21 protein-coding genes are annotated in these 20,277 nt (G+C 48.8%); 4 read left to right on the plus strand and 17 right to left on the minus strand.

The window, feature by feature from the left end; genetic code table 11:
• The first annotated feature begins 95 nt into the window (after positions 1-95).
• Positions 96-1,340, plus strand: coding sequence for a nucleotidyltransferase (locus tag AB3351_RS09915; protein WP_371146983.1), 1,245 nt, complete (start codon positions 96-98; stop codon positions 1,338-1,340).
• Between the two features lie 4 nt (positions 1,341-1,344).
• Here the strand turns inward: AB3351_RS09915 and AB3351_RS09920 are convergent, their stop codons facing one another.
• Together AB3351_RS09920 and AB3351_RS09925 are read right to left on the minus strand one after the other, a co-directional pair.
• Positions 1,345-2,460, minus strand: coding sequence for a SepM family pheromone-processing serine protease (locus tag AB3351_RS09920; protein ID WP_371146984.1), 1,116 nt, complete (start codon positions 2,458-2,460; stop codon positions 1,345-1,347).
• Positions 2,442-3,221 carry a patatin-like phospholipase family protein gene (locus AB3351_RS09925; RefSeq protein WP_371146985.1) on the minus strand — a complete coding sequence of 260 codons (780 nt, stop codon included), beginning with the start codon at positions 3,219-3,221 and terminating at the stop codon, positions 2,442-2,444. The genes AB3351_RS09920 and AB3351_RS09925 overlap by 19 nt, the downstream gene beginning before the upstream one ends.
• 137 nt (positions 3,222-3,358) lie before the next feature.
• On the opposite strand from AB3351_RS09925, the gene ylbJ reads away from it, so the two are divergent.
• Positions 3,359-4,597 carry a sporulation integral membrane protein YlbJ gene (gene ylbJ / locus AB3351_RS09930; protein WP_371146986.1) on the plus strand — a complete coding sequence of 413 codons (1,239 nt, stop codon included), beginning with the start codon at positions 3,359-3,361 and terminating at the stop codon, positions 4,595-4,597.
• A 19-nt stretch (positions 4,598-4,616) separates the two neighbouring features.
• On the opposite strand, the gene coaD is transcribed toward ylbJ, so the two are convergent.
• The 3 genes from coaD to AB3351_RS09945 form a co-directional block, all read right to left on the minus strand.
• Positions 4,617-5,105, minus strand: a complete 489-nt coding sequence (coaD, locus tag AB3351_RS09935) for a pantetheine-phosphate adenylyltransferase (protein WP_371146987.1) — start codon at positions 5,103-5,105, stop codon at positions 4,617-4,619.
• A 19-nt stretch (positions 5,106-5,124) separates the two neighbouring features.
• Complete coding sequence (rsmD, locus tag AB3351_RS09940) at positions 5,125-5,679, minus strand: 16S rRNA (guanine(966)-N(2))-methyltransferase RsmD (protein ID WP_371146988.1); 555 nt, start codon at positions 5,677-5,679, stop codon at positions 5,125-5,127.
• Positions 5,680-5,779: 100 nt separating this feature from the next.
• On the minus strand, positions 5,780-5,926 hold the full coding sequence (locus AB3351_RS09945; protein WP_373270232.1) for a hypothetical protein: 147 nt from the start codon (positions 5,924-5,926) through the stop codon (positions 5,780-5,782).
• A 103-nt stretch (positions 5,927-6,029) separates the two neighbouring features.
• Between AB3351_RS09945 and AB3351_RS09950 the strand changes: the two genes are divergently transcribed.
• Complete coding sequence (locus AB3351_RS09950) at positions 6,030-6,557, plus strand: MgtC/SapB family protein (protein ID WP_371146989.1); 528 nt, start codon at positions 6,030-6,032, stop codon at positions 6,555-6,557.
• Here the strand turns inward: AB3351_RS09950 and recG are convergent.
• The 4 genes from recG to AB3351_RS09970 all read right to left on the minus strand — a co-directional run bounded on the left by recG (position 6,554) and on the right by AB3351_RS09970 (position 11,699).
• On the minus strand, positions 6,554-8,614 hold the full coding sequence (gene recG / locus AB3351_RS09955) for an ATP-dependent DNA helicase RecG (protein ID WP_371146990.1): 2,061 nt from the start codon (positions 8,612-8,614) through the stop codon (positions 6,554-6,556). The two genes, AB3351_RS09950 and recG, sit on opposite strands and share 4 nt — an antisense overlap.
• A gap of 81 nt (positions 8,615-8,695) precedes the next feature.
• Positions 8,696-9,550, minus strand: a complete 855-nt coding sequence (locus AB3351_RS09960; RefSeq protein ID WP_371146991.1) for a DegV family protein — start codon at positions 9,548-9,550, stop codon at positions 8,696-8,698.
• 33 nt (positions 9,551-9,583) lie between these two features.
• Positions 9,584-11,299 (minus strand): DAK2 domain-containing protein, encoded by a 1,716-nt coding sequence (locus tag AB3351_RS09965; protein ID WP_371147161.1) that lies wholly within the window; start codon positions 11,297-11,299, stop codon positions 9,584-9,586.
• A gap of 34 nt (positions 11,300-11,333) precedes the next feature.
• Positions 11,334-11,699, minus strand: a complete 366-nt coding sequence (locus AB3351_RS09970; RefSeq protein WP_371146992.1) for an Asp23/Gls24 family envelope stress response protein — start codon at positions 11,697-11,699, stop codon at positions 11,334-11,336.
• Positions 11,700-11,913: 214 nt separating this feature from the next.
• Here AB3351_RS09970 and rpmB point away from each other — a divergent pair, with 214 nt between their 5' ends.
• Complete coding sequence (gene rpmB / locus AB3351_RS09975; RefSeq protein WP_206246756.1) at positions 11,914-12,102, plus strand: 50S ribosomal protein L28; 189 nt, start codon at positions 11,914-11,916, stop codon at positions 12,100-12,102.
• 110 nt (positions 12,103-12,212) lie between these two features.
• On the opposite strand, the gene spoVM is transcribed toward rpmB, so the two are convergent.
• The 8 genes from spoVM to fmt all read right to left on the minus strand — a co-directional run bounded on the left by spoVM (position 12,213) and on the right by fmt (position 20,239).
• Positions 12,213-12,290 carry a stage V sporulation protein SpoVM gene (gene spoVM / locus AB3351_RS09980; protein WP_139188865.1) on the minus strand — a complete coding sequence of 26 codons (78 nt, stop codon included), beginning with the start codon at positions 12,288-12,290 and terminating at the stop codon, positions 12,213-12,215.
• 159 nt (positions 12,291-12,449) lie between these two features.
• The gene (gene rpe / locus AB3351_RS09985; protein WP_371146993.1) at positions 12,450-13,112 is read right to left on the minus strand and encodes a ribulose-phosphate 3-epimerase; all 663 of its coding nucleotides are present in this window, start codon (positions 13,110-13,112) and stop codon (positions 12,450-12,452) included.
• Between the two features lie 4 nt (positions 13,113-13,116).
• On the minus strand, positions 13,117-13,992 hold the full coding sequence (gene rsgA, locus AB3351_RS09990) for a ribosome small subunit-dependent GTPase A (RefSeq protein ID WP_371146994.1): 876 nt from the start codon (positions 13,990-13,992) through the stop codon (positions 13,117-13,119).
• Positions 13,993-14,007: 15 nt separating this feature from the next.
• On the minus strand, positions 14,008-16,002 hold the full coding sequence (gene pknB, locus AB3351_RS09995; protein ID WP_371146995.1) for a Stk1 family PASTA domain-containing Ser/Thr kinase: 1,995 nt from the start codon (positions 16,000-16,002) through the stop codon (positions 14,008-14,010).
• Positions 16,003-16,018: 16 nt separating this feature from the next.
• Positions 16,019-16,858, minus strand: a complete 840-nt coding sequence (locus AB3351_RS10000; protein WP_371146996.1) for a Stp1/IreP family PP2C-type Ser/Thr phosphatase — start codon at positions 16,856-16,858, stop codon at positions 16,019-16,021.
• The gene (gene rlmN, locus AB3351_RS10005) at positions 16,770-17,816 is read right to left on the minus strand and encodes a 23S rRNA (adenine(2503)-C(2))-methyltransferase RlmN (RefSeq protein ID WP_371146997.1); all 1,047 of its coding nucleotides are present in this window, start codon (positions 17,814-17,816) and stop codon (positions 16,770-16,772) included. The genes AB3351_RS10000 and rlmN overlap by 89 nt, the downstream gene beginning before the upstream one ends.
• 94 nt (positions 17,817-17,910) lie before the next feature.
• Positions 17,911-19,302, minus strand: coding sequence for a 16S rRNA (cytosine(967)-C(5))-methyltransferase RsmB (gene rsmB, locus AB3351_RS10010; protein ID WP_371146998.1), 1,392 nt, complete (start codon positions 19,300-19,302; stop codon positions 17,911-17,913).
• Positions 19,295-20,239, minus strand: a complete 945-nt coding sequence (fmt, locus tag AB3351_RS10015) for a methionyl-tRNA formyltransferase (protein WP_371147162.1) — start codon at positions 20,237-20,239, stop codon at positions 19,295-19,297. Before fmt ends, rsmB begins: the two co-directional genes overlap by 8 nt.
• Between the last annotated feature and the right edge of the window lie 38 nt (positions 20,240-20,277).

The following is a 20,277-nucleotide window of genomic DNA, read 5'->3' on the forward strand; positions in this document are numbered from 1 at the left end:
TTGACACCTTATTCAGTCTGACGATGTGTCATCCGCTTCCTTCCTCCGTTCCCTGCATGGTATCATGGAAAAAACATGATCAAAGGAAGAAAACAATGAAAACAACCGGCATTGTTGTGGAATATAACCCTCTACATAACGGACACGCGTATCATATAGCGGAGTCCAAAAACAAAACAGGCGCAGATACCGTTATCGCAATAATGAGCGGTAACTTCTTGCAGCGAGGCGAACCGGCCATCGTGACTAAGTGGGCGCGTACCGAGATGGCACTGCGTGCAGGCGTCGATCTTGTGCTTGAGCTGCCTTTCGTCTATGCGACACAAAATGCAGAGCAATTTGCCTTTGGAGCGATTGCTACGCTGCATGCCACCGGCGTAGTGGATGAGGTGTGCTTCGGCTCCGAAAGCGGAGACATTACCTGGTTGGATAAATTGGCCGCGCTGCTTGTCAAAGAGCCCGTCTCCTTTAAAGAAGTGCTGCAGAGCGGACTGGCTCAGGGTCTTAGCTACCCGTCCGCCTATGGACGCGCTCTTACCTCCCTATTACCCGAAATAGCAACGGATACGCCGTTCGATCAGACTCAGCAACCCAATAACATTCTTGGCTTACATTACTGTCTTGCACTTCATCGCCTGCAAAGTCCCATGAAGCCGGCTACCATCAAGCGCCAAAAAGCCGGCTATCACCAAGAACATGTTACAGACCAGCATATTGCCAGCGCTACCGCTCTGCGCAAAATCATTCGTGAACAAAGCAGTGTGCATTTCTCTTCCATTGAGGCCTATGTGCCGCAAAGTACGCTTGATGTTCTGCATACAGAGAAAACAGCGGGCCGCTTTCCTATTGATTGGGACTGTTTTTATCCGTATCTTCAACATCAGCTTCTCACACATTGGCCAGAAGAGTTGACACATATCCACGAGATGAACGAAGGGGTAGAGCATCGCATCCTTCAGTCGCTTCCATATGCCGCTTCCTTTCGGGAGCTAATGGAATCTGTAAAAACAAAGCGGTATACCTGGACACGACTTCAACGACTGCTTCTATATAGTATGCTCAATCTGACACGCGGTAAGATGGAGGCGGCCGCACCCAAGCAAGGCCCTGCTTATCTTCGTGTACTCGGCTTTACCTCTGCCGGACAAACGCTGCTCAAACGCATGAAGAAGACAAGCACGCTGCCGGTTATTACCCGTATCGGCAAAGAAAAGCATGCGATGCTTGCGCTTGATGTCCAGGCAAGCACACTATATGCGATGGGAATGGATACGGTTATCCGGCAAAAAGAAATGCAGCGGGAGTACTGGCAAGCCCCGCTGCGTGTTGAACCTGATTAATTGCTCACTGTTTCCCGCCTTTTGGCGGAAGACTTGCTAAGTATTTCATTGCATCGTCAAGGGTGCGCACCGGTACAATCTTCACCTTGGCATTAAGCTTCTCTGCCTCGGCTTTTGCGGCCGCATAGTTAGAGCGCTGTTTGCTTCCTTGTGGAATCGGATTATCGGGGGCGAAGAATATATCCGCTCCCGCCTTGTCCGCAGCGCGCACTTTATGCTCCACACCGCCAATCGGTCCTACCTTGCCTGACGCATTGATCGTTCCCGTGCCTGCAATACGGTACCCTTTCGTCAAATCACCAGGTGTGATCTGATTTAGGATTTCTAAAGTAAACATCAGGCCAGCAGATGGCCCACCAATCTTCTCGGATTTGATCTCCACTTTTCTTGGCAACTCCACCTCCCGTTGTGTAACCGGTCCGTCCGGATTCGGATAAGCAATGCCAATCCCTGCGCGCGCCTCCTTCTCACCCGGTGCTTTTGGAAATGCCTGTAGCTTTATTACCGCACTCTTGCTCTGTCCATCTCGGGTGAATGTAAGCTTGACTGTCTCACCGGCTTTACGTCCCTTTAGCGCTGCTAACAGCTCCGGTGCATTTTTGATTGGCTTATCATCCACTTTTGTAATAACATCACCAATCTTTACGTGCTTCTCTGCCGGCATATTCGGCACGAAGAAAATGACGTTCGCCCCTTTCTCGGTCACTTTCACAGGCAATCCCGCCTGGCGAAAAGCGGCGATCATTGCATTTTCCTGCGAATTCTTCATCTCCTGCAGCTCACGCAGGTTATACTGCTCGTCCGTTTCGTGAGGGCTGTGAACCTTGGCTTCTTCCATCAATTCGGAATACGGATCGGCTTTTGCGTACAAATATCCCAGTACATTAGCCTTCGCCATTCGCACGGTAGTCAGCATCAAAACGCCCTGTTCATCCTTCTGTCCGCCTTCTACCGTCACCATCGGCGCAAGTTCAATGGCCGAGCCCGGCCGTATAATATAATAACTTGTAGGATAAAAAGCTACAGCGAGTACAACAGCCGCCGCCAATACAGCAAAAATAAACGGGGCAAAACGCCCTCTCAAAAAACGCTGGCGCAGACTCATGCGCGGTTCCTCCATTCTTCAATCTTCTCTTGGATATACGGCACCATCACTCGGGCCGCTTTTCTTCCTTCTTCAATAATTTCATCAATGTTTGTAAATGATGTTGAACTAAACCGCCCGACATCGGGCCGAACCATAATATCTGCATGCACCGTCCGGTGAAGAAAAATCTCCCGCTCCATTACATCAATCGTTTGAAAAATAACATCAAAAAATGTCCGGACAGGGCTATTTGAAGGAGCAAGGGATACATCAACCCCGATCGTTAATTCAGATCCCATCGTACGCACCATCTCTATCGGTACGCGATCCACTACACCACCGTCTACAAGTAATCTAGTACCCAATTTATGCGGTACAAAAATCCCTGGAATGGATACACTTGCCCGCACAGCTTCGTATACAGGTCCTTCTGTGAATATAACTCTCTCGCCCGATACAAGATCTGTTGCAACGATCGACAGCGGGCGTTCCAATTCTTCAATGTTCTTCCCTCGGGTCAGTAATTTGACCAGATGACGTAACTTCTCGCCTGTAACAAACCCCATACCCGGCACACAAAAATCCAGCCAATGCTTGCGCTTTAGATGAACCGCAAGCTTCTCCATCATCTGCGGGGTAAATCCGGAAGCATATAACGATGCTACGAGACTGCCCATGCTGCTGCCTGATAAATACACCGGAACAATCCCATGTTCCTCAAGAACTTCAAGTACACCAATATGTGCGAAGCCGCGCGCGCCGCCCGCCCCTAAAGCCAAACCTATGGCTGGCATATTGCTCCCTCCAATTTTTCTTACTTGCACAAGACCTGTATCGCATGGTCTATTTTTCTTTCGTGTTCCGTACATATAACAATAGGTCTGTCCTGCACGATCAGCAGCCCTTCATACGAGAATAAGGAGAAATGTCCATGCGTTCCCTAAAACCATATGTTACGACCGCTCTCTTTGGTATATGCTCATTCATTTTAGCAGCAAGCCTGCTTGCGTTTCCTGAAACATCCTTTCTAGCTGCTCTGCGCGGGTTAAAAATCTGGTGGGACGTCGTATTTCCCGCACTACTTCCGTTTTTTATTACATCAGAAATTCTACTCGGCTTAGGGTTAGCCCATTTTATGGGAGTGCTGCTTGAACCGTTTATGCGTCCGGTTTTTAATGTTCCGGGACACGGTTCCTTTGTTTGGACAATGGGATTCTCCTCCGGCTATCCAATCGCAGCCAAACTCACTGTTCGGCTGCGTGAACAAAATCTCATCTCACGCGCCGAAGGAGAACGTCTTGTATCTTATACTACGACGGCGGACCCTGTCTTTATTACCGGCGCTGTTGCGATCGGATTCTTTCATAGCGCAAAGGTTGGGCTCGTTCTTCTTATTGCCCACTATGTGACCGCTGTGCTTGTAGGATTGATTATGGCGCGGCATGATCGAAGAGGAGCACGCACCCCTTATAAGCCAGATACATCAAAACCGGTATTGCTTCGGGCATTAACGGCAATGCATCGAGCACGCCTGCGGGACGGGCGGGCTTTCGGCAAGCTTATGGGTGATGCGGTATCAACCTCGCTGCAAACACAACTGCTTCTTGGCGGCTTTATCCTTTTCTTTTCCGTATTATTAGATTTGTTCGCTAAACTTAAAATCATCGCGCTTCTGTCTGTATTATTGGGTCATGTTCTTGCTTTGTTTGGCTATCCTCTTGAGGCTGCTCAGGCACTGATCTATGGATTATTCGAGGTAACGCTTGGCGCCAAGCAGACAAGCGAGATTTTTGCCTCCCTGTCACCGGCATTCGTTATGGCAATTGCAAGTGCCATACTTGCCTGGGGGGGATTGTCTGTACATGCACAGGTAGCAAGTATGCTTGCGGAAACGGACATACGGTATCGTCCGTTTCTCATCGCCCGTCTTTGCCATGCTGCGCTTTCCTTTCTGTTTACATACACGGTCGGCATGTACATATACGGTCGATTGCAGCAGAGCGCCCAGGGAGCAATGCCCGTCTGGCTCCCCTCTTTTGACCCGGCCAGAGATTCACTTTGGACTCTTTCGCCTTCTTCCTTTCAAACACAATCACTTCTAGTATGCCTCACCCTGCTCCTATTCACTATGATATCGGTGCGGATCGGCTCCTGGCTTACAAAAAAATAACCATCGAAAAAACCCCGACCTATCGGGGTTCTTGAAACTTCTCACGCAGCGCTTTTTCTACCACAGGCGGCACCAGGCTGCTGACATCAGCACCATATTTACCAATCTCTTTTACGATGCTTGAACTTAAGAAGGAGTACTGGTTATTTGTCATCATAAAAAATGTTTCGATCCTGTTATCCAATAGTCGGTTGATGGATGCCATCTGCATCTCATATTCGAAGTCCGATATGGCGCGCAGACCTTTAATGAGGGCTTTTGCGCCTTTCTCATGCATGTAATTTACAAGCAGGCCATTAAATGTATCCACCTCAACATTTGGCATATCCTTGGTCACTTCTCGCAAAAGCGCCAAACGCTCTTCAACAGAGAAGACAGGATTTGTTTTGTTCCGGTTGATCAGCACCGCTACGATGACTTTATCGAACACTTTAGCTCCGCGCTGGATAATATCAAGATGTCCGTATGTAACCGGGTCAAAGCTGCCCGGGCAAACTGCAATACTCAATGACTCTCCTCCTTCTTATCTACCTCTCATTTTTATATACAGTGATTGTCGTTTGACCGTACGTAATCTCCCTTATTTTCACTACGCTTTCGATACGCTCCCGCAGCTCGTCTTTCTCATCATGTTCTGCCACGATCATCGCATCGGGCGCAAGCAAGCCGTGATCTACCATAATAGCGATCTGACTTTCAATTTTTTGCTCCGCATACGGAGGGTCTAGGAATACGATATCGAATGTCATCTCCCGCTTTTTCAGCGCATTCAGCGCTCGATTCGCATCATTACGATATACCTCGGCCTGCGCACGCAATCCCGTTGTATCCAGATTGGCTGATACGATACTAACCGCCTTGCGATTCGCATCGACAAAGATGCATTTCTCTGCACCGCGGCTTAACGCTTCAATACCAAGGCCGCCTGTGCCTGCATACAAATCTAGAATGATCCCACCATCAAAGTACGGGCCGATCACATTAAAAATGGACTCCTTTACTTTATCTACTGTCGGTCTTGTTCCCTTGCCGGGAACTGCCTGCAAAGGATGCCCTTTTTTTGTACCAGCTACCACTCGCATTGCTTCCACTCCAGTGTGTTCCATTTTTAAACGTCGTTAGTATAACATAAACAAATATTCTGGTAAATAATTAGAACGCTTTCTTACATCCGCATGTATATTATGGACGGTGCACGACCAAAATAATAGTAGCAGCACGGATGATCCGTGTTGCCGACAACCGCGGAGAAGACTTACGTTTCCCCATAAGCTCTTCCTCCGGTTTCTCCTCTCCCATTATGCAGGTCAGGCGCAAAACGTCTGGCATGCCCGTCCGGCCCGTTGCCGGGCGGTTTTTTTTATCTTTTCTGCTCATAGAATATAGTGATAAGATAAAAAACACTACAGATAAAGAAAGAGGTGGGAGAGCATTGAAGGATTTCATCGAGCCTATTCTTCGCGCCGTGCTTGTATTCGAGCATTGGGAAATGTACTTGCGTCTTACGTTAAGTGCCGTTTTCGGCTTTTTCATCGGGCTTGAACGGACCAGCCGCTCTAAGCCCGCAGGCATTAAAACATATACGTTCGTCACTGTAGCATCCACGCTTTTAACCCTCGTTTCCATCCATACGGTGGAGAGATATTCTGTCGTGGGCCACACCATGATGGATCCGATGCGCTTAGCCGCTCAGGTCGTCTCAGGCCTTGGCTTTCTCGGAGCTGGACTCATCATTCAGCGCGGGCGTTCCGTAAAAGGTCTTACTTCAGCAGCCATGGTATTCTTCTCGGGAGGAATCGGTATTGCGATTGGTGCAGGCTATTACGGTATGACTGCCTTTGCCATGTTTTTAATGTACGCCGTACTTCGTATCGGCCATCGCCTTGAGCATTCACCGCGCTGGTCTCACCATACCGACGACCCCGAAGAAGATAGAGAGTCTGTCCATGATGAACCCTAGTCCTTGATTCTGTCTAGAAAATATTCATCCCGCTTTAAAAAGCGGCGAAGCGGACTGTATTCCGGGCTGACCCAAAACGCCGGACGGCCGACAAGATCGGCCGCCTCTTGGCGTGCTACTTCAAGCATCCGATAATCCTGCACGATATCAGCCACTCTAAATTCAGGCAGACCGCTCTGCTTTGTACCGAAGAAATCGCCCGGACCACGCAGCTCCAAATCTCGTTGCGCCACTTCAAAGCCATCATTTGTCTCCGTCATAATCCGCATCCGCTCTTTGCCAATCTCTGACTTTGGATCTGCAATCAGAATACAATACGACTGCTCCGCACCACGGCCCACACGTCCACGCAGCTGGTGAAGCTGGGCAAGCCCGAAACGTTCCGCATCATAGATAACCATTAACGAGGCATTTGGCACGTTCACACCGACCTCTACAACTGTCGTAGATACAAGCACATGAATCTCGCCTTTGCTAAACCGCTGCATGACATCCTCTTTTTCTTTCGCCGGCAGGCGGCCGTGCATCAGTCCTACCTTATACTTCCCTGCAAAATGGTGACTTAGCTGGGCGTGTACGTCCATTGCATTCTGCAAATCAAGCTTCTCTGATTCCTCAATCAGCGGCGAGATGACATAGACTTGTCTTCCCTTGCTGATCTCCTTGTGCATGAACGCGAGAATGCGCTCCATCATGTCATGCTTGACCCAATATGTCTCCACCGGCTTGCGTCCGGCAGGCAGCTCATCGATTGTTGATACGTCCATATCACCGAAGGCTGTAATCGACAGCGTGCGCGGAATCGGTGTTGCCGTCATGAATAATACATCAGGATGCAGCCCCTTCTCACGCAGCACACGGCGCTGCTCCACCCCGAATCGATGCTGCTCATCGGTAATAACCAAGCCCAGATCACGAAAATATACATCGTCCTGAATAAGGGCATGCGTTCCTACCACAACATGAATCATACCCGATTGAAGACCCGCCAAAATATCGCGGCGCTTACGTATTGTAGCGCTCCCTGACAGCAGTGCAACCTCAATCCTATGTGGAGCAAGTAACTCCTGAAGAGTCTCAAAGTGCTGCTCAGCCAGAATTTCTGTGGGAACCATGAGCGCCCCTTGATACCCCGCCGTAATCGTTGCATACAATGCAATGGCAGCTACAACGGTTTTACCTGATCCTACGTCTCCCTGCAATAGACGGTTCATCCGGTATCTGGCCTGCATATCATCAAGAATCTCTGCAACAACACGTTTTTGTGCACCGGTTAGCGGAAAAGGCAGACCCCTGATAAAAGTACGCACATCATCAAGCAGGATCGGCTGTGCCATTCCATCACTTGCCCGGCGATTCATTGCATGGTACGCGGTCATTTTCAGTTGAAATAAAAATAGCTCTTCAAAGGCCAGACGGCGACGGCCATGCTTACCTGCTTGAATACTCTCAGGAAAGTGAATGTTGCGTATGGCTTCCGCCCGGGGTGCAAGCTTGTATTTTTGCATAAGGTCCGGCGGCAGAATCTCTTCAATCGCATCGCCATATTCTCGGAGCGCTTCGGTAATCCAGCGGCGCATCTGTTTGAGCTGAATGTTAGCATTTGTCGAATATACAGGCTGAATGGAGCCCTCTTGCGGAGTCTTCTTTCCCGTATCAAGAAAATGATGCTCACTAACCGTAATTTGCAGACGTGCCTGTTCAAATTTTCCTGATAGCATAATCTCGCGGCCGGTTCGCAGCTGCTGCTTTAAAAAATGGCGGTTAAACCAGATTGCGGTAACCACGACCCGATCCACAACAACTTTAACGGTAATACGGGATTTACTTTTCCCGTAAAAACGCACAAGTGGCTCTCCGTATATCGTTCCGGTGATGGTGATCTTCTCACCATCCTCCGCTTCGCTTATGTCTCTTACTCGATAATCCTCATAACGATAGGGAAAATGTTCAAGCAAATCCTGTACGGTGTAAAGATCAAGCGTTGCCAGATCTTGCGCTCGCTCATCTCCAATTCCTTTGATCGCAGTTATAGGTTGGTTCAATGGGTTGTTCACTGCTCTCGTCTCCTTACTAAATAAAACATTCCTATCTCTTAATCGAAATAGGAATGCAGCTTCGGATTTATTGTATCACAATCACACTTTATATAGTGTTATAGCCAGAAGTCCCGGCCCGCCATACGTACCAATTACCGGGCCTAACTGAGCAATCATCACTTCTTCTGTGACATTGAACTCTTCAGTGATTCTAAGCTTCAGCGCTTCCGCCTCTTCAAGACTGGTCGTATAGACAGATGCGGCAATAACCGAAGAGCCTGCAGCAAATTCCTTGGCCAGTTCAAGAATGCGTCCGACAGCTTTTTTCTTGCCACGTATCTTCTCTACCGATGCTACCTCTCCGCTTTCATCAAACGTAAGGATCGGTTTGACATTAAGCAGCGAACCTAGCACCGCAGATGCTTTACCAATACGCCCGCCTTTCTGTAAATACATGAGCGTATCCATAACAAAAAACACTTTATGATTGGCAATCATTCGCTGCGCTAAGTCCAAACACTGCTGCAGGCTCTTGCCTTCACGTATGGCACGCGCAACAGCTACAACAATCGCACCCAACGCATACGATGCCGTTCGGCTGTCAATTACATGCACATTGACTTTTTCCTGCACCATGTCTTTTGCCAGATTGGCCGTCTGATAGGTGCCGCTCAGTGCGCTCGATAGATGAATCGAAATAATCTGCACCTCTTCTTCGGATGCGGCCAGTGATTCATACATCTCAACAAAGTCGGCAGGCGCCGGCTGAGACGTACGCGGCAGCTTGTCTGCACGCTCAAGCTTTTCATAGAACTCTCCTGCCGTCAGTGTTACACCATCTAAGTAGGTGTGATCTTCAATATGCACTTTTAATGGAACAACATGAATATCCAGCTCAGATGCCAGCTCTTTTGGAATGTCAGCGGTACTGTCAGTTACGATGTATAGTTTCATAACGAAGACGCGTCCCCTTCCCGTATCTATGGTTTATTCGACTGCGACGATAAATGAATAGAGCGGCTGCCCTCCATCATGTATTTCTATTTCAAAATCTTTATACGAGGACTGCAGTTGCTTCTCCAGCTCATCCATGGCCGCTTCCTCTACATCCGCACCATAAATCAGCGTGATCAGTCCATCCTCATCATCAGCCATCTCTGCAATAAGCTGTGTAGCCGTCTCATATGGGTCCTGCCCGGAAGTAACAATCGTTCCATCAAAAATGCCGATGAAATCCCCTTCTTTAATCGTAAGCTCATTTATGGTTGTAGCCCGTATCGCATACGTAACAAGACCCGTCTTCACATACGCAAGCGCTTCACTCATTCGCTCGGTATTCTGCTCTAGCGACTCGTCCGCCGAGAATGCTAACATCGAAGACATCCCTTGCGGCACGCTCTTCGATGGGACAACAGCGGCCGGAATCTCTGCTAGCTCGCAGGCCTGCTGCGCAGCCATAATAATGTTCTTATTGTTCGGCAGAATAATCACTCGTTCCGCATGTACTTCATTGATGGCGTGAACGAACTGCTCCGTACTTGGATTCATCGTCTGGCCGCCCTCAATCACCGTATCAACACCAAGACTTTTAAAAATCTCGACGATACCGCTTCCACTAGCTACCGCAATGATCGCATATGGCTTCCGCTTTGGCTGTGCAGCTTCCGCTTCCACCGGCGTATCATTTGGTGTAGATACAGGAGCGATCGGATCTTGTGCCGCCTGTCTTACCTCTTGGCGGCGCAGTACTTCTTCATGCTGCAGACGCATATTTTCGATCTTAATCCGATCAAGCAGACCATATTGCTGAGCGAGCGAGAGTACATCTCCTGGATGTTCAGCATGAATGTGCACCTTTACCAAATCATCGTCTGAGACAACGAGCAGTGAATCACCGTATTCGCTGATCTGCTCTTTGAATGCATTTTCAGTAAATGCTGTATCAGGCTTGATATGAACCATGAATTCGGTACAATATCCGTATTGGATGTCGGCAGGATTAATTATGTGATGTATATCCCCATGCTCTTCACCGAACATGGACATCCCACCTGCTACAACAGCGGAAGATTCAGTCTCTTCGGGTTCCGCGAACAGGACTCCGTCTTTTACAACGGTTAAAAATCCTTCATAAATATATACGAGGCCCTGACCCCCGGAATCAACCACGCCGACTTCTTTAAGAACAGGCAATTGATTTGGCGTATTATCAAGCGCCCTCTGGGCTGCTGCTGTTAATGTCTCAATTACATCCTCAATGGAACCGGAGCGCGCCGCCTTCCGTGCCGCAGCCGCTGCCTCACGCGCTACCGTAAGTATCGTACCTTCTACCGGCTTCATTACGGCCTTGTATGCCATCTCCACCCCTTGCTGAAATGCTTCGGCAAGCTGGTGGCTGTCTACTTCCTCTGCGCCCGACATGCCTTTAGCAAAGCCGCGGAACAATTGAGAGAGAATAACGCCGGAATTACCGCGTGCTCCCATTAGAAGTCCACGCGAAAATACGGAAGATACTTTCTCAACCGTTTGTTCAGACATTTTCTCAAGTTCGGCTGCACCGGATGTAAATGTTAAATTCATATTCGTTCCGGTATCGCCGTCTGGCACCGGGAATACATTAAGCGCATCTACCTTTTTCACATGCTGCGTCAGGCGCTCGGCGCCCGCTTTATACATTTGACGAAGGACGTACCCTGTCAACATGTTCTTTCTCACGTATGATTTCCTCCCTTACCCTCTAGGAGCTCATTTCTCCACGAACACCTTGCACATATATATTAACTTCATCAACAGCCATCCCCAACGTTGTATGTAGGGCATATTTTACGCGTTCCTGCACGCTATGCGCCACCTCGGAGATTTTCGTTCCGTAACTCACAATAATATACAGATCGATTACGGTTCGACCGCTGTCATCTCGCACTTCTACGCCGCGCGACAAATTATCCCGGCGCAGAATGTCTGCAATACCGTCTTTCATCGTACGGCGCGAGGACATACCCACCAGTCCGTAGCATTCCATTGCAATCGCTCCGGCAAGTGTTGCGATAACTTGTGTATCGATCTCGATCTTTCCGAGTTCTGTGCTAATTTGAACGCTCATTTCCCTGCCTCCTCTTTTTCCTTGCTGCGAACCGTAGATGCCTAAACTCTTCATCATTTTACTATAAAGGATTTCGTTTTGAAAGATATCTCTCCGCAATGTAAAGGGTAAATTCTTGACAGACCTCTTGCTTTTGCCATAAGCGTATGATATCATACTTGAGTATGTAAAGAGAGTCACTTTGTTTGACTGCATCTCAGGGAGGTGGAATATAATGGCACGTGTATGTTATGTAACTGGCAAACGGGCGAAAACCGGCAATAAGCGCAGCCACTCCAACCGCGCAAACAAACGTTCTTGGGGCGTAAACGTACAAAAAGTACGTATCCTTGTGGATGGAAAGCCGAAGCGCGTATATGTAAGCACAAAAGCACTCAAATCCGGTTTGGTTACTCGCGCATAATAAAACAAAAAAGCGAAGCGGAAATCCCGCTTCGCTTTTTTGTGCAAAGATACAGCTTCCATACGTAAAAAAGCACCCGCTTTGTGGTGCTTTTTACGTTTTGCGCCTCCTCATCGCTTCCCCCCGCCGAGAATCGCGCGAATCAATCCTCCCAAAAATTTTGGCAGCTTAATAGTATAAAACCGCATCGTGACCCCTCCCTTATCCAGGTACAGTTCAGTATATGCAGGTGTACCGGCTTCGTACTTCTTCTCGCTCGCTTTAACATATGCCGGGCCTTCCTGAAATATGAAATAAGCGCAATAAAAAACCCATGGTCATAAACCATGGGATAAGTAACATGCAGACTATACGAAACAAGCCTGCTTAATATTATCGATCGCACGAGCACGATCCGCTTGTCCAAATACAGCGTTACCAGCCACTAAACATGTAGCTCCAGCCTTTGCCACAAGCGGCGCCGTCTCCGTATTAATACCGCCATCAATCTGAATGTCCACTTTGTCTACAAGTCCGCGTTCAGCAAGCATTTCTCTAAGCTGCTGAACTTTGCGCACGACCTCAGGGATGAATTTTTGGCCGCCAAACCCTGGATTCACCGACATTAATAGAACCATATCAATATCGTCTAACACATGCGCTAGCGTCGTGACCGGAGTTGCCGGATTAAGCGATACAGCCGCCTTTGCGCCCAGATCTTTAATATGATAAATCGTGCGGTGCAGATGCACGCAAGCTTCCTGATGCACCGTAATTATATCAGCACCGCTTTTTATGAATTCAGGAATATACAGATCAGCATTCTCAATCATCAAGTGAACATCAAGCGTAAGTTTGGTATGCGGACGGATCGCATTGACAACCAGCGGTCCGATCGTTAAGTTAGGCACAAAATGCCCGTCCATTACGTCCACATGAATCCAATCTGCGCCGCCCTGTTCCACTTCTTTAATCTCTTCTCCTAGACGGGAAAAATCGGCGGAAAGGATCGAAGGTGCAATTTTAACCATACGTTTAGTACCTCGGCTTTCTATCTTTAATCTCCTGCAAAAACTCTAAATAATGTTGATAACGCCCCGGTGAAATATCATTTGTCTCGACTGCTGTACGGACCGCGCAGCCCGGTTCATTACCATGCTGACAGCCACGAAATTTGCATTGACCAAGCAGAGCACGCATCTCCTTGAAATAAAGCCCAAGTTCATCCGTTTCAATCGATTGAAAATCAAGCGAACTAAAGCCCGGCGTATCCGCTACCCAACCGCCTTCCGGAAGATGGATCAACTCCACATGCCTGGTCGTATGCCGCCCACGTCCGAGCTTCTGGCTAATTGGCGCAGTTTCCAGATTCAGTTCACTAAATAAGGCATTGAGCAGCGATGACTTGCCTACACCTGATTGGCCGGCAAACACGGATAAGTGTCCGCTAAGGTGCGCCCGAATGTCCTCAATACCGCTTCTTCCTTTTGAACTTGTAATAATCACCGGATACCCGATGGCTTCACAGCGCGTTCGAATGCGCTCCACCTCTTCCTTATCAGAAAGCAGATCGGCCTTAGTCAAGCAAATGACCGCATCGACACCGGCCGCCTCCGTATGGACGAGGAACTTGTCTAGCAGCTGCGGATTAAAAGCAGGCTCGGCAAGTGAAAAGACCAGAATGGCCTGATCAATATTGGCGATGGACGGACGAATGAGTTCACTCGTCCGTGGCAGCACCTCCATTACCGTTCCTTCTGATCCGTTCGTTTCATATATCACTTCATCTCCAACCAGCGGCGTAATCCCTCTTTTACGAAATACGCCCCGAGCCCGGCACTGCCAGAGCACATCTGCGTCCTGTACATAATAGTAGCCGGCCAATGCTTTTACAATACGGCCCTGCGGCATGAGACCCCTCCAATTTTATTGAAAATCACTGTATTTAACCTGCTTTTCCTGATCCAGCTGCCCATCACGGTATACTTGAATCAACGCGTCTTTGGAAGGCGACAGAACAACCGGAACTTTAAACTGCATACTTTGTGTAATGCTATAATTCTCTACTGTTTTGTTCTCCACAGCGGCATCTGTTACTTTAATCTCGATATGAGCCTTCTCGCCCGAGTTCAAATAGACCTCGACCGGCTCTATTACCCGTCGTGCTTCCTGAGGAAGTCCGGTACTGACTGTCACACGAATCCATGTACCTTTCTCAAGCTGGTTGCCCGGCTTGTATGACTGCTCAATGACCGTGCCTTCCGGTTCATAGCTCGACTTCTTCTCAGGCTGCAAGCGCAAGCCCAGACTTTCGATCTTCGCCTTCATCTCATCCTCTGTCAAACCTATGAGATTCGGCACTGTCACCTTCTCCTGCCCTTCACTTACAACAAGGGTTACCGTAGTATCTGCTGCGGTAATTTCTTCGCCTGCTGGTGGTGTCTGCTGAAGGACCGTACCCGGCGGCTGGTCTTCACTTGTGACTTTATCAATCTTGTAGTCTTTATATTTTCCGTTTACTTGACTTTCTACATCATCAATATTTTGACCAACAAAATTCGGCATGGTCATTTTCGGTTTTCCCTGACTGACAATCAATTGGACTTCCGAATTCTCTTTTACTTGCATATTCGGTGACGGGTCCTGCCTAATAACCCGACCGGCTGCTACCTTATCATTATGCTGCTCCTGAATCGCTGGCTTCAGCTTCAATGCTTCTAACTGTTTACGCGCCTCTTCAAGCGGCATATTCTGTACGGACGGTACCGTCACATCAGGTACACGCAGAAAAGAGAAGCTGTAGAAGACAGTAGCACCAACCAACATGAGGAAGAATAATATCCCTGCGGACCAGCCTACCGCCTTCTTCCATGGCAGCGGCTTCCCGTCTTTCTCATCGGGGAGAGCCTCATCCTTCTTCCGGACTGCATGCTCCTGTGCTACGGCCGGCTCCTTTGTTTTGACAGGAGGTTCCTCTTCCTCATCCCAGGTGCGCTTACGCATCATCTCCGGTTTAATGGCCGGAATGACACGCGTAATTTCCGGGTCTTCCTCTTCATTCCCGTATCTCTCCGGCAGCAGATAGACCGCCTCATTCTTGCGCTCTGGCGCAAGACACGTCTGTAAATCTTCTAGCATCTCGCGCGCTGATTCATAGCGATACATTGGCTCTTTTGCCATTGCACGAATGATGACATTCTCTACACTCTGCGGGATGTCCGGCCGGATTTTTCGCGGAGCTACGTATGATTCCTGCAGATGCTTTAGCGCAACGCTAATCGGTGAATCTCCGGAAAACGGCAGCTCACCGGTTAGCATCTCATACAGCACGACACCGAGCGAATACAAATCCGACTTGGCCCCTGCCGCAATGCCTTTGGCCTGTTCCGGTGAAAAATAATGTACAGAACCAAGCACAGAGCCGGTATGTGTAATCGTAACGGACGACACAGCCCGAGCGATACCAAAATCGGTCACCTTAATACGGCCGAATTTATTAATTAAGATATTGTGCGGCTTAATATCACGGTGAATCAACTCATTTTGATGCGCATGATCAAGCGCATCACAGATTTGAATTGCAATATCAACCGCTTCTGCAACATCAAGCGGGGCATGCTCGTTAATATATTTCTTAAGCGTCATCCCTTCCACATATTCCATGACAATATAATATATATCGTCTTCCTGGCCAATATCGTAAATGTTGACCACATGCGGATGGGATAAGCTTGCCGCCGCCTGTGCTTCTCTATGAAAGCGGGCTACGAAATCATCATCATTGCCGAATTGGGAGCGCAAAACTTTCAAAGCTACCGTACGATTGAGCAGTGTATCTCTCGCACTGTAGACGATGGCCATACCGCCTTCCCCAATCGGTTGTTCGATATCATAGCGGCCGCCGATTCGTTTTCCTTTCATATACAGGCTCCCCCTTTCATTCTGCGACCTCTGAATGATTACGCAGCAGGACGACGGTAATATTATCTTCTCCGCCTGCTTTTAACGCTTGTTCAATCAGATTGTCCGCCATTTCTTTTAGGGAACCGTTCGCAAGCACTGTCTCCATTGTTTCTCCACCAATCTTACCTGAGAGCCCATCAGAGCAAAGCATCAACATGTCACCGTTCTCCCAATGCAGGACACTAAAATCAGCCTTAACCTTCTTATCGGTACCAAGCGCTCGCGTTAGAATGTTGCGGCGCGGATGATTGGCCGCTTCATCCTTTGTAATCTGATGGCTGCGCAGCAGCTCATTTACCAGGGTATGGTCACTTGTAATTTGCTGCAGTATCCCTTCACTGTAGCGGTAAATTCGGCTATCACCAATATGAGCCAGCACGCCAAGCTGGCTGTTCATCAATGCGATCACCACGGTCGTTCCCATGCCGCGGCATTCTTCATGCTCCTGCGCATACGTTAGAATCTGCTCGTTTGCCAATTGAATCGCTTCGTTGAGTCTCTGCTGCAGCTCATTTGGCGTACTATTCTCCGTCAATTCCTTCAGCGAGTCGCAAATAATATCGACCGCCATCTGACTCGCGACGTCTCCCGCCTGATGTCCGCCCATACCATCGGCGACAACCGCGAGAATCCAGCCATTCTTATATCGCTGAATCCGTCCTGAATCCTCATTCGTCTGTCTTACGCAACCGATATGCGTCTGTATGGCTGACTCCATTCTCTTCTCACCCCTGCGTCTGTTTAGCATGCTGAGCCCGTAGTTGTCCACAGGCCGCAGCGATATCGCTGCCATGTTCACGCCGAATCGTGGCATTGATTCCTTTCTCTTGCAAAATACGTTGAAATGCAAAAATATCATTGCGTGATGTACGTACATAATCGCGTTCCGGAACATAGTTCACCGGAATCAGATTCACATAGCACAGCATACCCGCAAGGAGCTCAGCCAGCTCTTCCGCATGCTCAGGCCGATCATTTACCGAGCCGAACAACCCGTATTCAAACGTTAGGCGGCGGCCTGTTGTCTTGATATAGTATTGACATGCTTCCATCAATTCCTCAAGCGGATAACGACGATTTACCGGCATGAGGCGACTGCGAATCGCTGTATTCGGCGCATGAAGAGAAATGGCCAGATTGATCTGCATCTTCTCATCGGCAAACCGGTAAATATTTGGGATAATACCGCTTGTCGATACGGTAATGTGCCGCTGACCAATGTTAAGCCCTTTATCTTCATTAATAATGCGCAGGAAGGAAAGAAGTGCATCGTAGTTTTCAAACGGCTCTCCAATTCCCATCACAACGACATGACTTGCCCGCTCGTTTTGTGCATCGAGCGCTTTCTGTGCGGCCAATACCTGCATTACGATCTCACCAGCCTCCAGGTTGCGCTTAAGACCGCCTAGTGTAGAGGCACAGAATGTACAGCCAATACGGCAGCCAACCTGCGTGGTAACACAAATACTGTTACCGTACTTATGGCGCATGATTACCGTTTCAATGGCATGACCATCATGCAGCGAGAACAAGAACTTAATGGTCCCATCCTGTGATTCTTGACGAGTGATCTCTTTTAGCGCATCCATACGGAAAGCTGCAGCGAGCTTCTCACGCAGCGGCTTGGACAAGTTACTCATATCTTGGAACGATTCAACTCGCTTGACGTACAACCAATCAAACACCTGACCGGCGCGAAACGATTTCTCACCGTTCTCTTCCATCCACTGCTTCAATTCCGGCAGTGTGAGGGTATAAATAAAAGACTTCATATATTCAATCACCATTTCTTCTCAAAAGTTCACATCATATTGTATCACAAAACTTTTCTAAAAAGAAAAAAGGAAGCATAAAACACGCTTCCTGCTATTGTTTCATTTGTAGGCGGGAAATAAAAAAGCCGTCTGTACCAAAGTGGTGCGGGAGAATCTGCATATACCCTTCAGATAATGTTGGATACTTGTCCAAAAGCACATCGGGCATATCCGCAGCAAGCGATCCGTCAAGCTCCCACTTGGGATGAGCGGCAAGAAAACGTTGGACTACCTCCTGGTTCTCCTCCGGCTGTACCGTACATGTACTATAGACAATTTTGGTGTCAGAAGACGCAAGTCGTGCTGCTGAACATAAAATCTCATACTGAATCGCACTAATAGCGGCCGCATCCTCCTGCCACTTATGCCATTTAATATCTGGTTTACGGCGAATCACACCGAGACCGGTACAAGGCGCATCAACCAAAATTCGATCAAAAGTGGTGCCTAAGAGTACGTTGTCCACAGAGCGGGCGTCTCCTTGACGGCTTTCGATAATCGAAATACCAAGGCGGAATGCATTTTCTTCAATTAACTTAATCTTATGCGCATGCACATCAAGCGCAATAATTTCACCTTTATTCTTCATCAGCTCGGCAATATGGGTCGTCTTGCCACCTGGTGCGGCACACATATCGAGCACCTTTGTGCCAGCTTGAGGAGCAAGCGCACGCGCTACAAGCATTGAGCTCTCATCCTGTACCGTGCAGGAGCCGCTTGTGTATGCAGGCAATTCCGCAATGCTTCCGATATCGCTTGCCACGACGCCTTCTGGAGCAAGCACAGACGGCTCAGCTTCCGCATCCGTCACCTGCTTTCTGATCTGCTCAATCAGCTCATCGCGAGTCGCGCGCAGCGCATTAGCACGCAGGCTCAATGCGGGGGCTGCATTATTCGCCGCACACATCGCCTCAGTCTCCGCTTCACCGTATAAGCGAATCCACTCCTCAACCATCCATTCGGGATGAGAATGAGTAAGAGCGATACGCATAATCGGGGATAATCCTTCAGGAATAACAACCTTTTCCGGCTGTCGGATTCGACTCCGCAGCACGCCGTTAACCATACCCGATATGCCCTTATGCCCCCATGCTTTTGCAATCTCCACCGCTTCATGCACAACCGCCCGATCAGGAATTCGATCTAGGTAGGAGAGCTGGTAAAAGCTAATCCGCAGCAAATTGCGCACCCATCCTTCGAGCTTGTGGAGCGGACGGGAAAGAAATTGTTCAAGCATCCAATCAAGCGTATTCAGCCGCCCGATCGTTCCATATACTAGCTCTGTCGCGAGAGCCGCGTCCCGCCGTGCAAGCTTTGCCTGCGCAAGCGAGGATTTGAGCTCTAAGTTGCTGTACGCCTGCTTGTCTTCGATCTCTGTTAAAGTCCGTACCGCAAGTTCACGGGCGGTTTTTGGCGTCGGCAACACTTGTGTTCGTTTACTCATGAGTCGACTCCTTCACAAAGCGCATGCCCGGAGCAAACGCGGAACTTCCGCGCACATAATCCGCCACTGCCATGGCTTTCTTGCCAGCGGGTTGAATGTGCGTAAGACGCAGCACACCTTGACCGGTCTGCACATCAATCCCCTCCGGTGCAACCGATAGAATTGTACCTGGCTCTTGATGATTCGTTGCATCTTCGGTCAGCACAGAAGCTTCCCATACTTTTACAGTCAGATTATCACCTTCGACTACCGTATAGGCAACCGGCCATGGATATAAGCCGCGTACATGGTTAAACAGCTCACGAGCTGATCTTGTCCAATCAAGACGCTCATCTTCCCGCTTAATATTCCATGCATACGTAACCTCAGCTTCATCCTGTGGTACGGGCTGAATTTTCCCATCAAGCAGCTTCGGAATCGTCTCAAGCAAAAGCTTGGCTCCAGCACGACTCAACTTGTCATGCATCGTCCCTACATTATCCGTATCCTCAATCGGGACACGGACCTGACTTAGCATATCGCCTGCATCTAATTTTTCAACCATATACATAATGGTAACTCCGGTCTCTTTCTGCCCATCAATAATTGATTTATGAATCGGTGCTCCGCCACGGTATTGTGGCAGCAGGGAAGCATGCACATTAATGCAGCCGTACGCTGGGTATTCAATCAATTCCTTAGGAAGAATCTGACCAAACGCTGCCGTAACGATAAGGTCCGGTTTGTAATCCAGAATGTCCTGCACACCGTCTACCTTTAGCTTCTCTGGCTGCAGTACAGGCAGACCAAGCAGCAGCGCGGCCTCCTTCACCGGAGGAGCAGCGAGCTGTTTCTTGCGTCCCTTCGGACGGTCCGGTTGGGTTACAACCGCTACCACATTGTATTTCTCTTCTACTAACTTCCGCAAACAAGGCACCGCGAAATCCGGGGTGCCCATAAATACGATTCGCACAAGCGTCCACTCCTTCTGCGTCT

This window comes from Aneurinibacillus sp. REN35 (genome assembly GCF_041379945.2).
Lineage (GTDB): Bacteria > Bacillota > Bacilli > Aneurinibacillales > Aneurinibacillaceae > Aneurinibacillus.

Coding starts and splice junctions, on each gene's coding strand:
- AB3351_RS09915 (WP_371146983.1), top strand. CDS start 96: ATGAAAACAACCGGCATTGTTGTGGAATATAACCCTCTACATAACGGA.
- AB3351_RS09920 (WP_371146984.1), bottom strand. CDS start 2,460: ATGGAGGAACCGCGCATGAGTCTGCGCCAGCGTTTTTTGAGAGGGCGT.
- AB3351_RS09925 (WP_371146985.1), bottom strand. CDS start 3,221: ATGCCAGCCATAGGTTTGGCTTTAGGGGCGGGCGGCGCGCGCGGCTTC.
- ylbJ (WP_371146986.1), top strand. CDS start 3,359: ATGCGTTCCCTAAAACCATATGTTACGACCGCTCTCTTTGGTATATGC.
- rsmD (WP_371146988.1), bottom strand. CDS start 5,679: ATGCGAGTGGTAGCTGGTACAAAAAAAGGGCATCCTTTGCAGGCAGTT.
- AB3351_RS09945 (WP_373270232.1), bottom strand. CDS start 5,926: ATGCCAGACGTTTTGCGCCTGACCTGCATAATGGGAGAGGAGAAACCG.
- AB3351_RS09960 (WP_371146991.1), bottom strand. CDS start 9,550: ATGAAACTATACATCGTAACTGACAGTACCGCTGACATTCCAAAAGAG.
- AB3351_RS09965 (WP_371147161.1), bottom strand. CDS start 11,299: ATGTTGACAGGGTACGTCCTTCGTCAAATGTATAAAGCGGGCGCCGAG.
- AB3351_RS09970 (WP_371146992.1), bottom strand. CDS start 11,699: ATGAGCGTTCAAATTAGCACAGAACTCGGAAAGATCGAGATCGATACA.
- rpmB (WP_206246756.1), top strand. CDS start 11,914: ATGGCACGTGTATGTTATGTAACTGGCAAACGGGCGAAAACCGGCAAT.
- spoVM (WP_139188865.1), bottom strand. CDS start 12,290: ATGCGGTTTTATACTATTAAGCTGCCAAAATTTTTGGGAGGATTGATT.
- rpe (WP_371146993.1), bottom strand. CDS start 13,112: ATGGTTAAAATTGCACCTTCGATCCTTTCCGCCGATTTTTCCCGTCTA.
- rsgA (WP_371146994.1), bottom strand. CDS start 13,992: ATGCCGCAGGGCCGTATTGTAAAAGCATTGGCCGGCTACTATTATGTA.
- pknB (WP_371146995.1), bottom strand. CDS start 16,002: ATGAAAGGAAAACGAATCGGCGGCCGCTATGATATCGAACAACCGATT.
- AB3351_RS10000 (WP_371146996.1), bottom strand. CDS start 16,858: ATGCCACGATTCGGCGTGAACATGGCAGCGATATCGCTGCGGCCTGTG.
- rlmN (WP_371146997.1), bottom strand. CDS start 17,816: ATGAAGTCTTTTATTTATACCCTCACACTGCCGGAATTGAAGCAGTGG.
- rsmB (WP_371146998.1), bottom strand. CDS start 19,302: ATGAGTAAACGAACACAAGTGTTGCCGACGCCAAAAACCGCCCGTGAA.
- fmt (WP_371147162.1), bottom strand. CDS start 20,239: ATGGGCACCCCGGATTTCGCGGTGCCTTGTTTGCGGAAGTTAGTAGAA.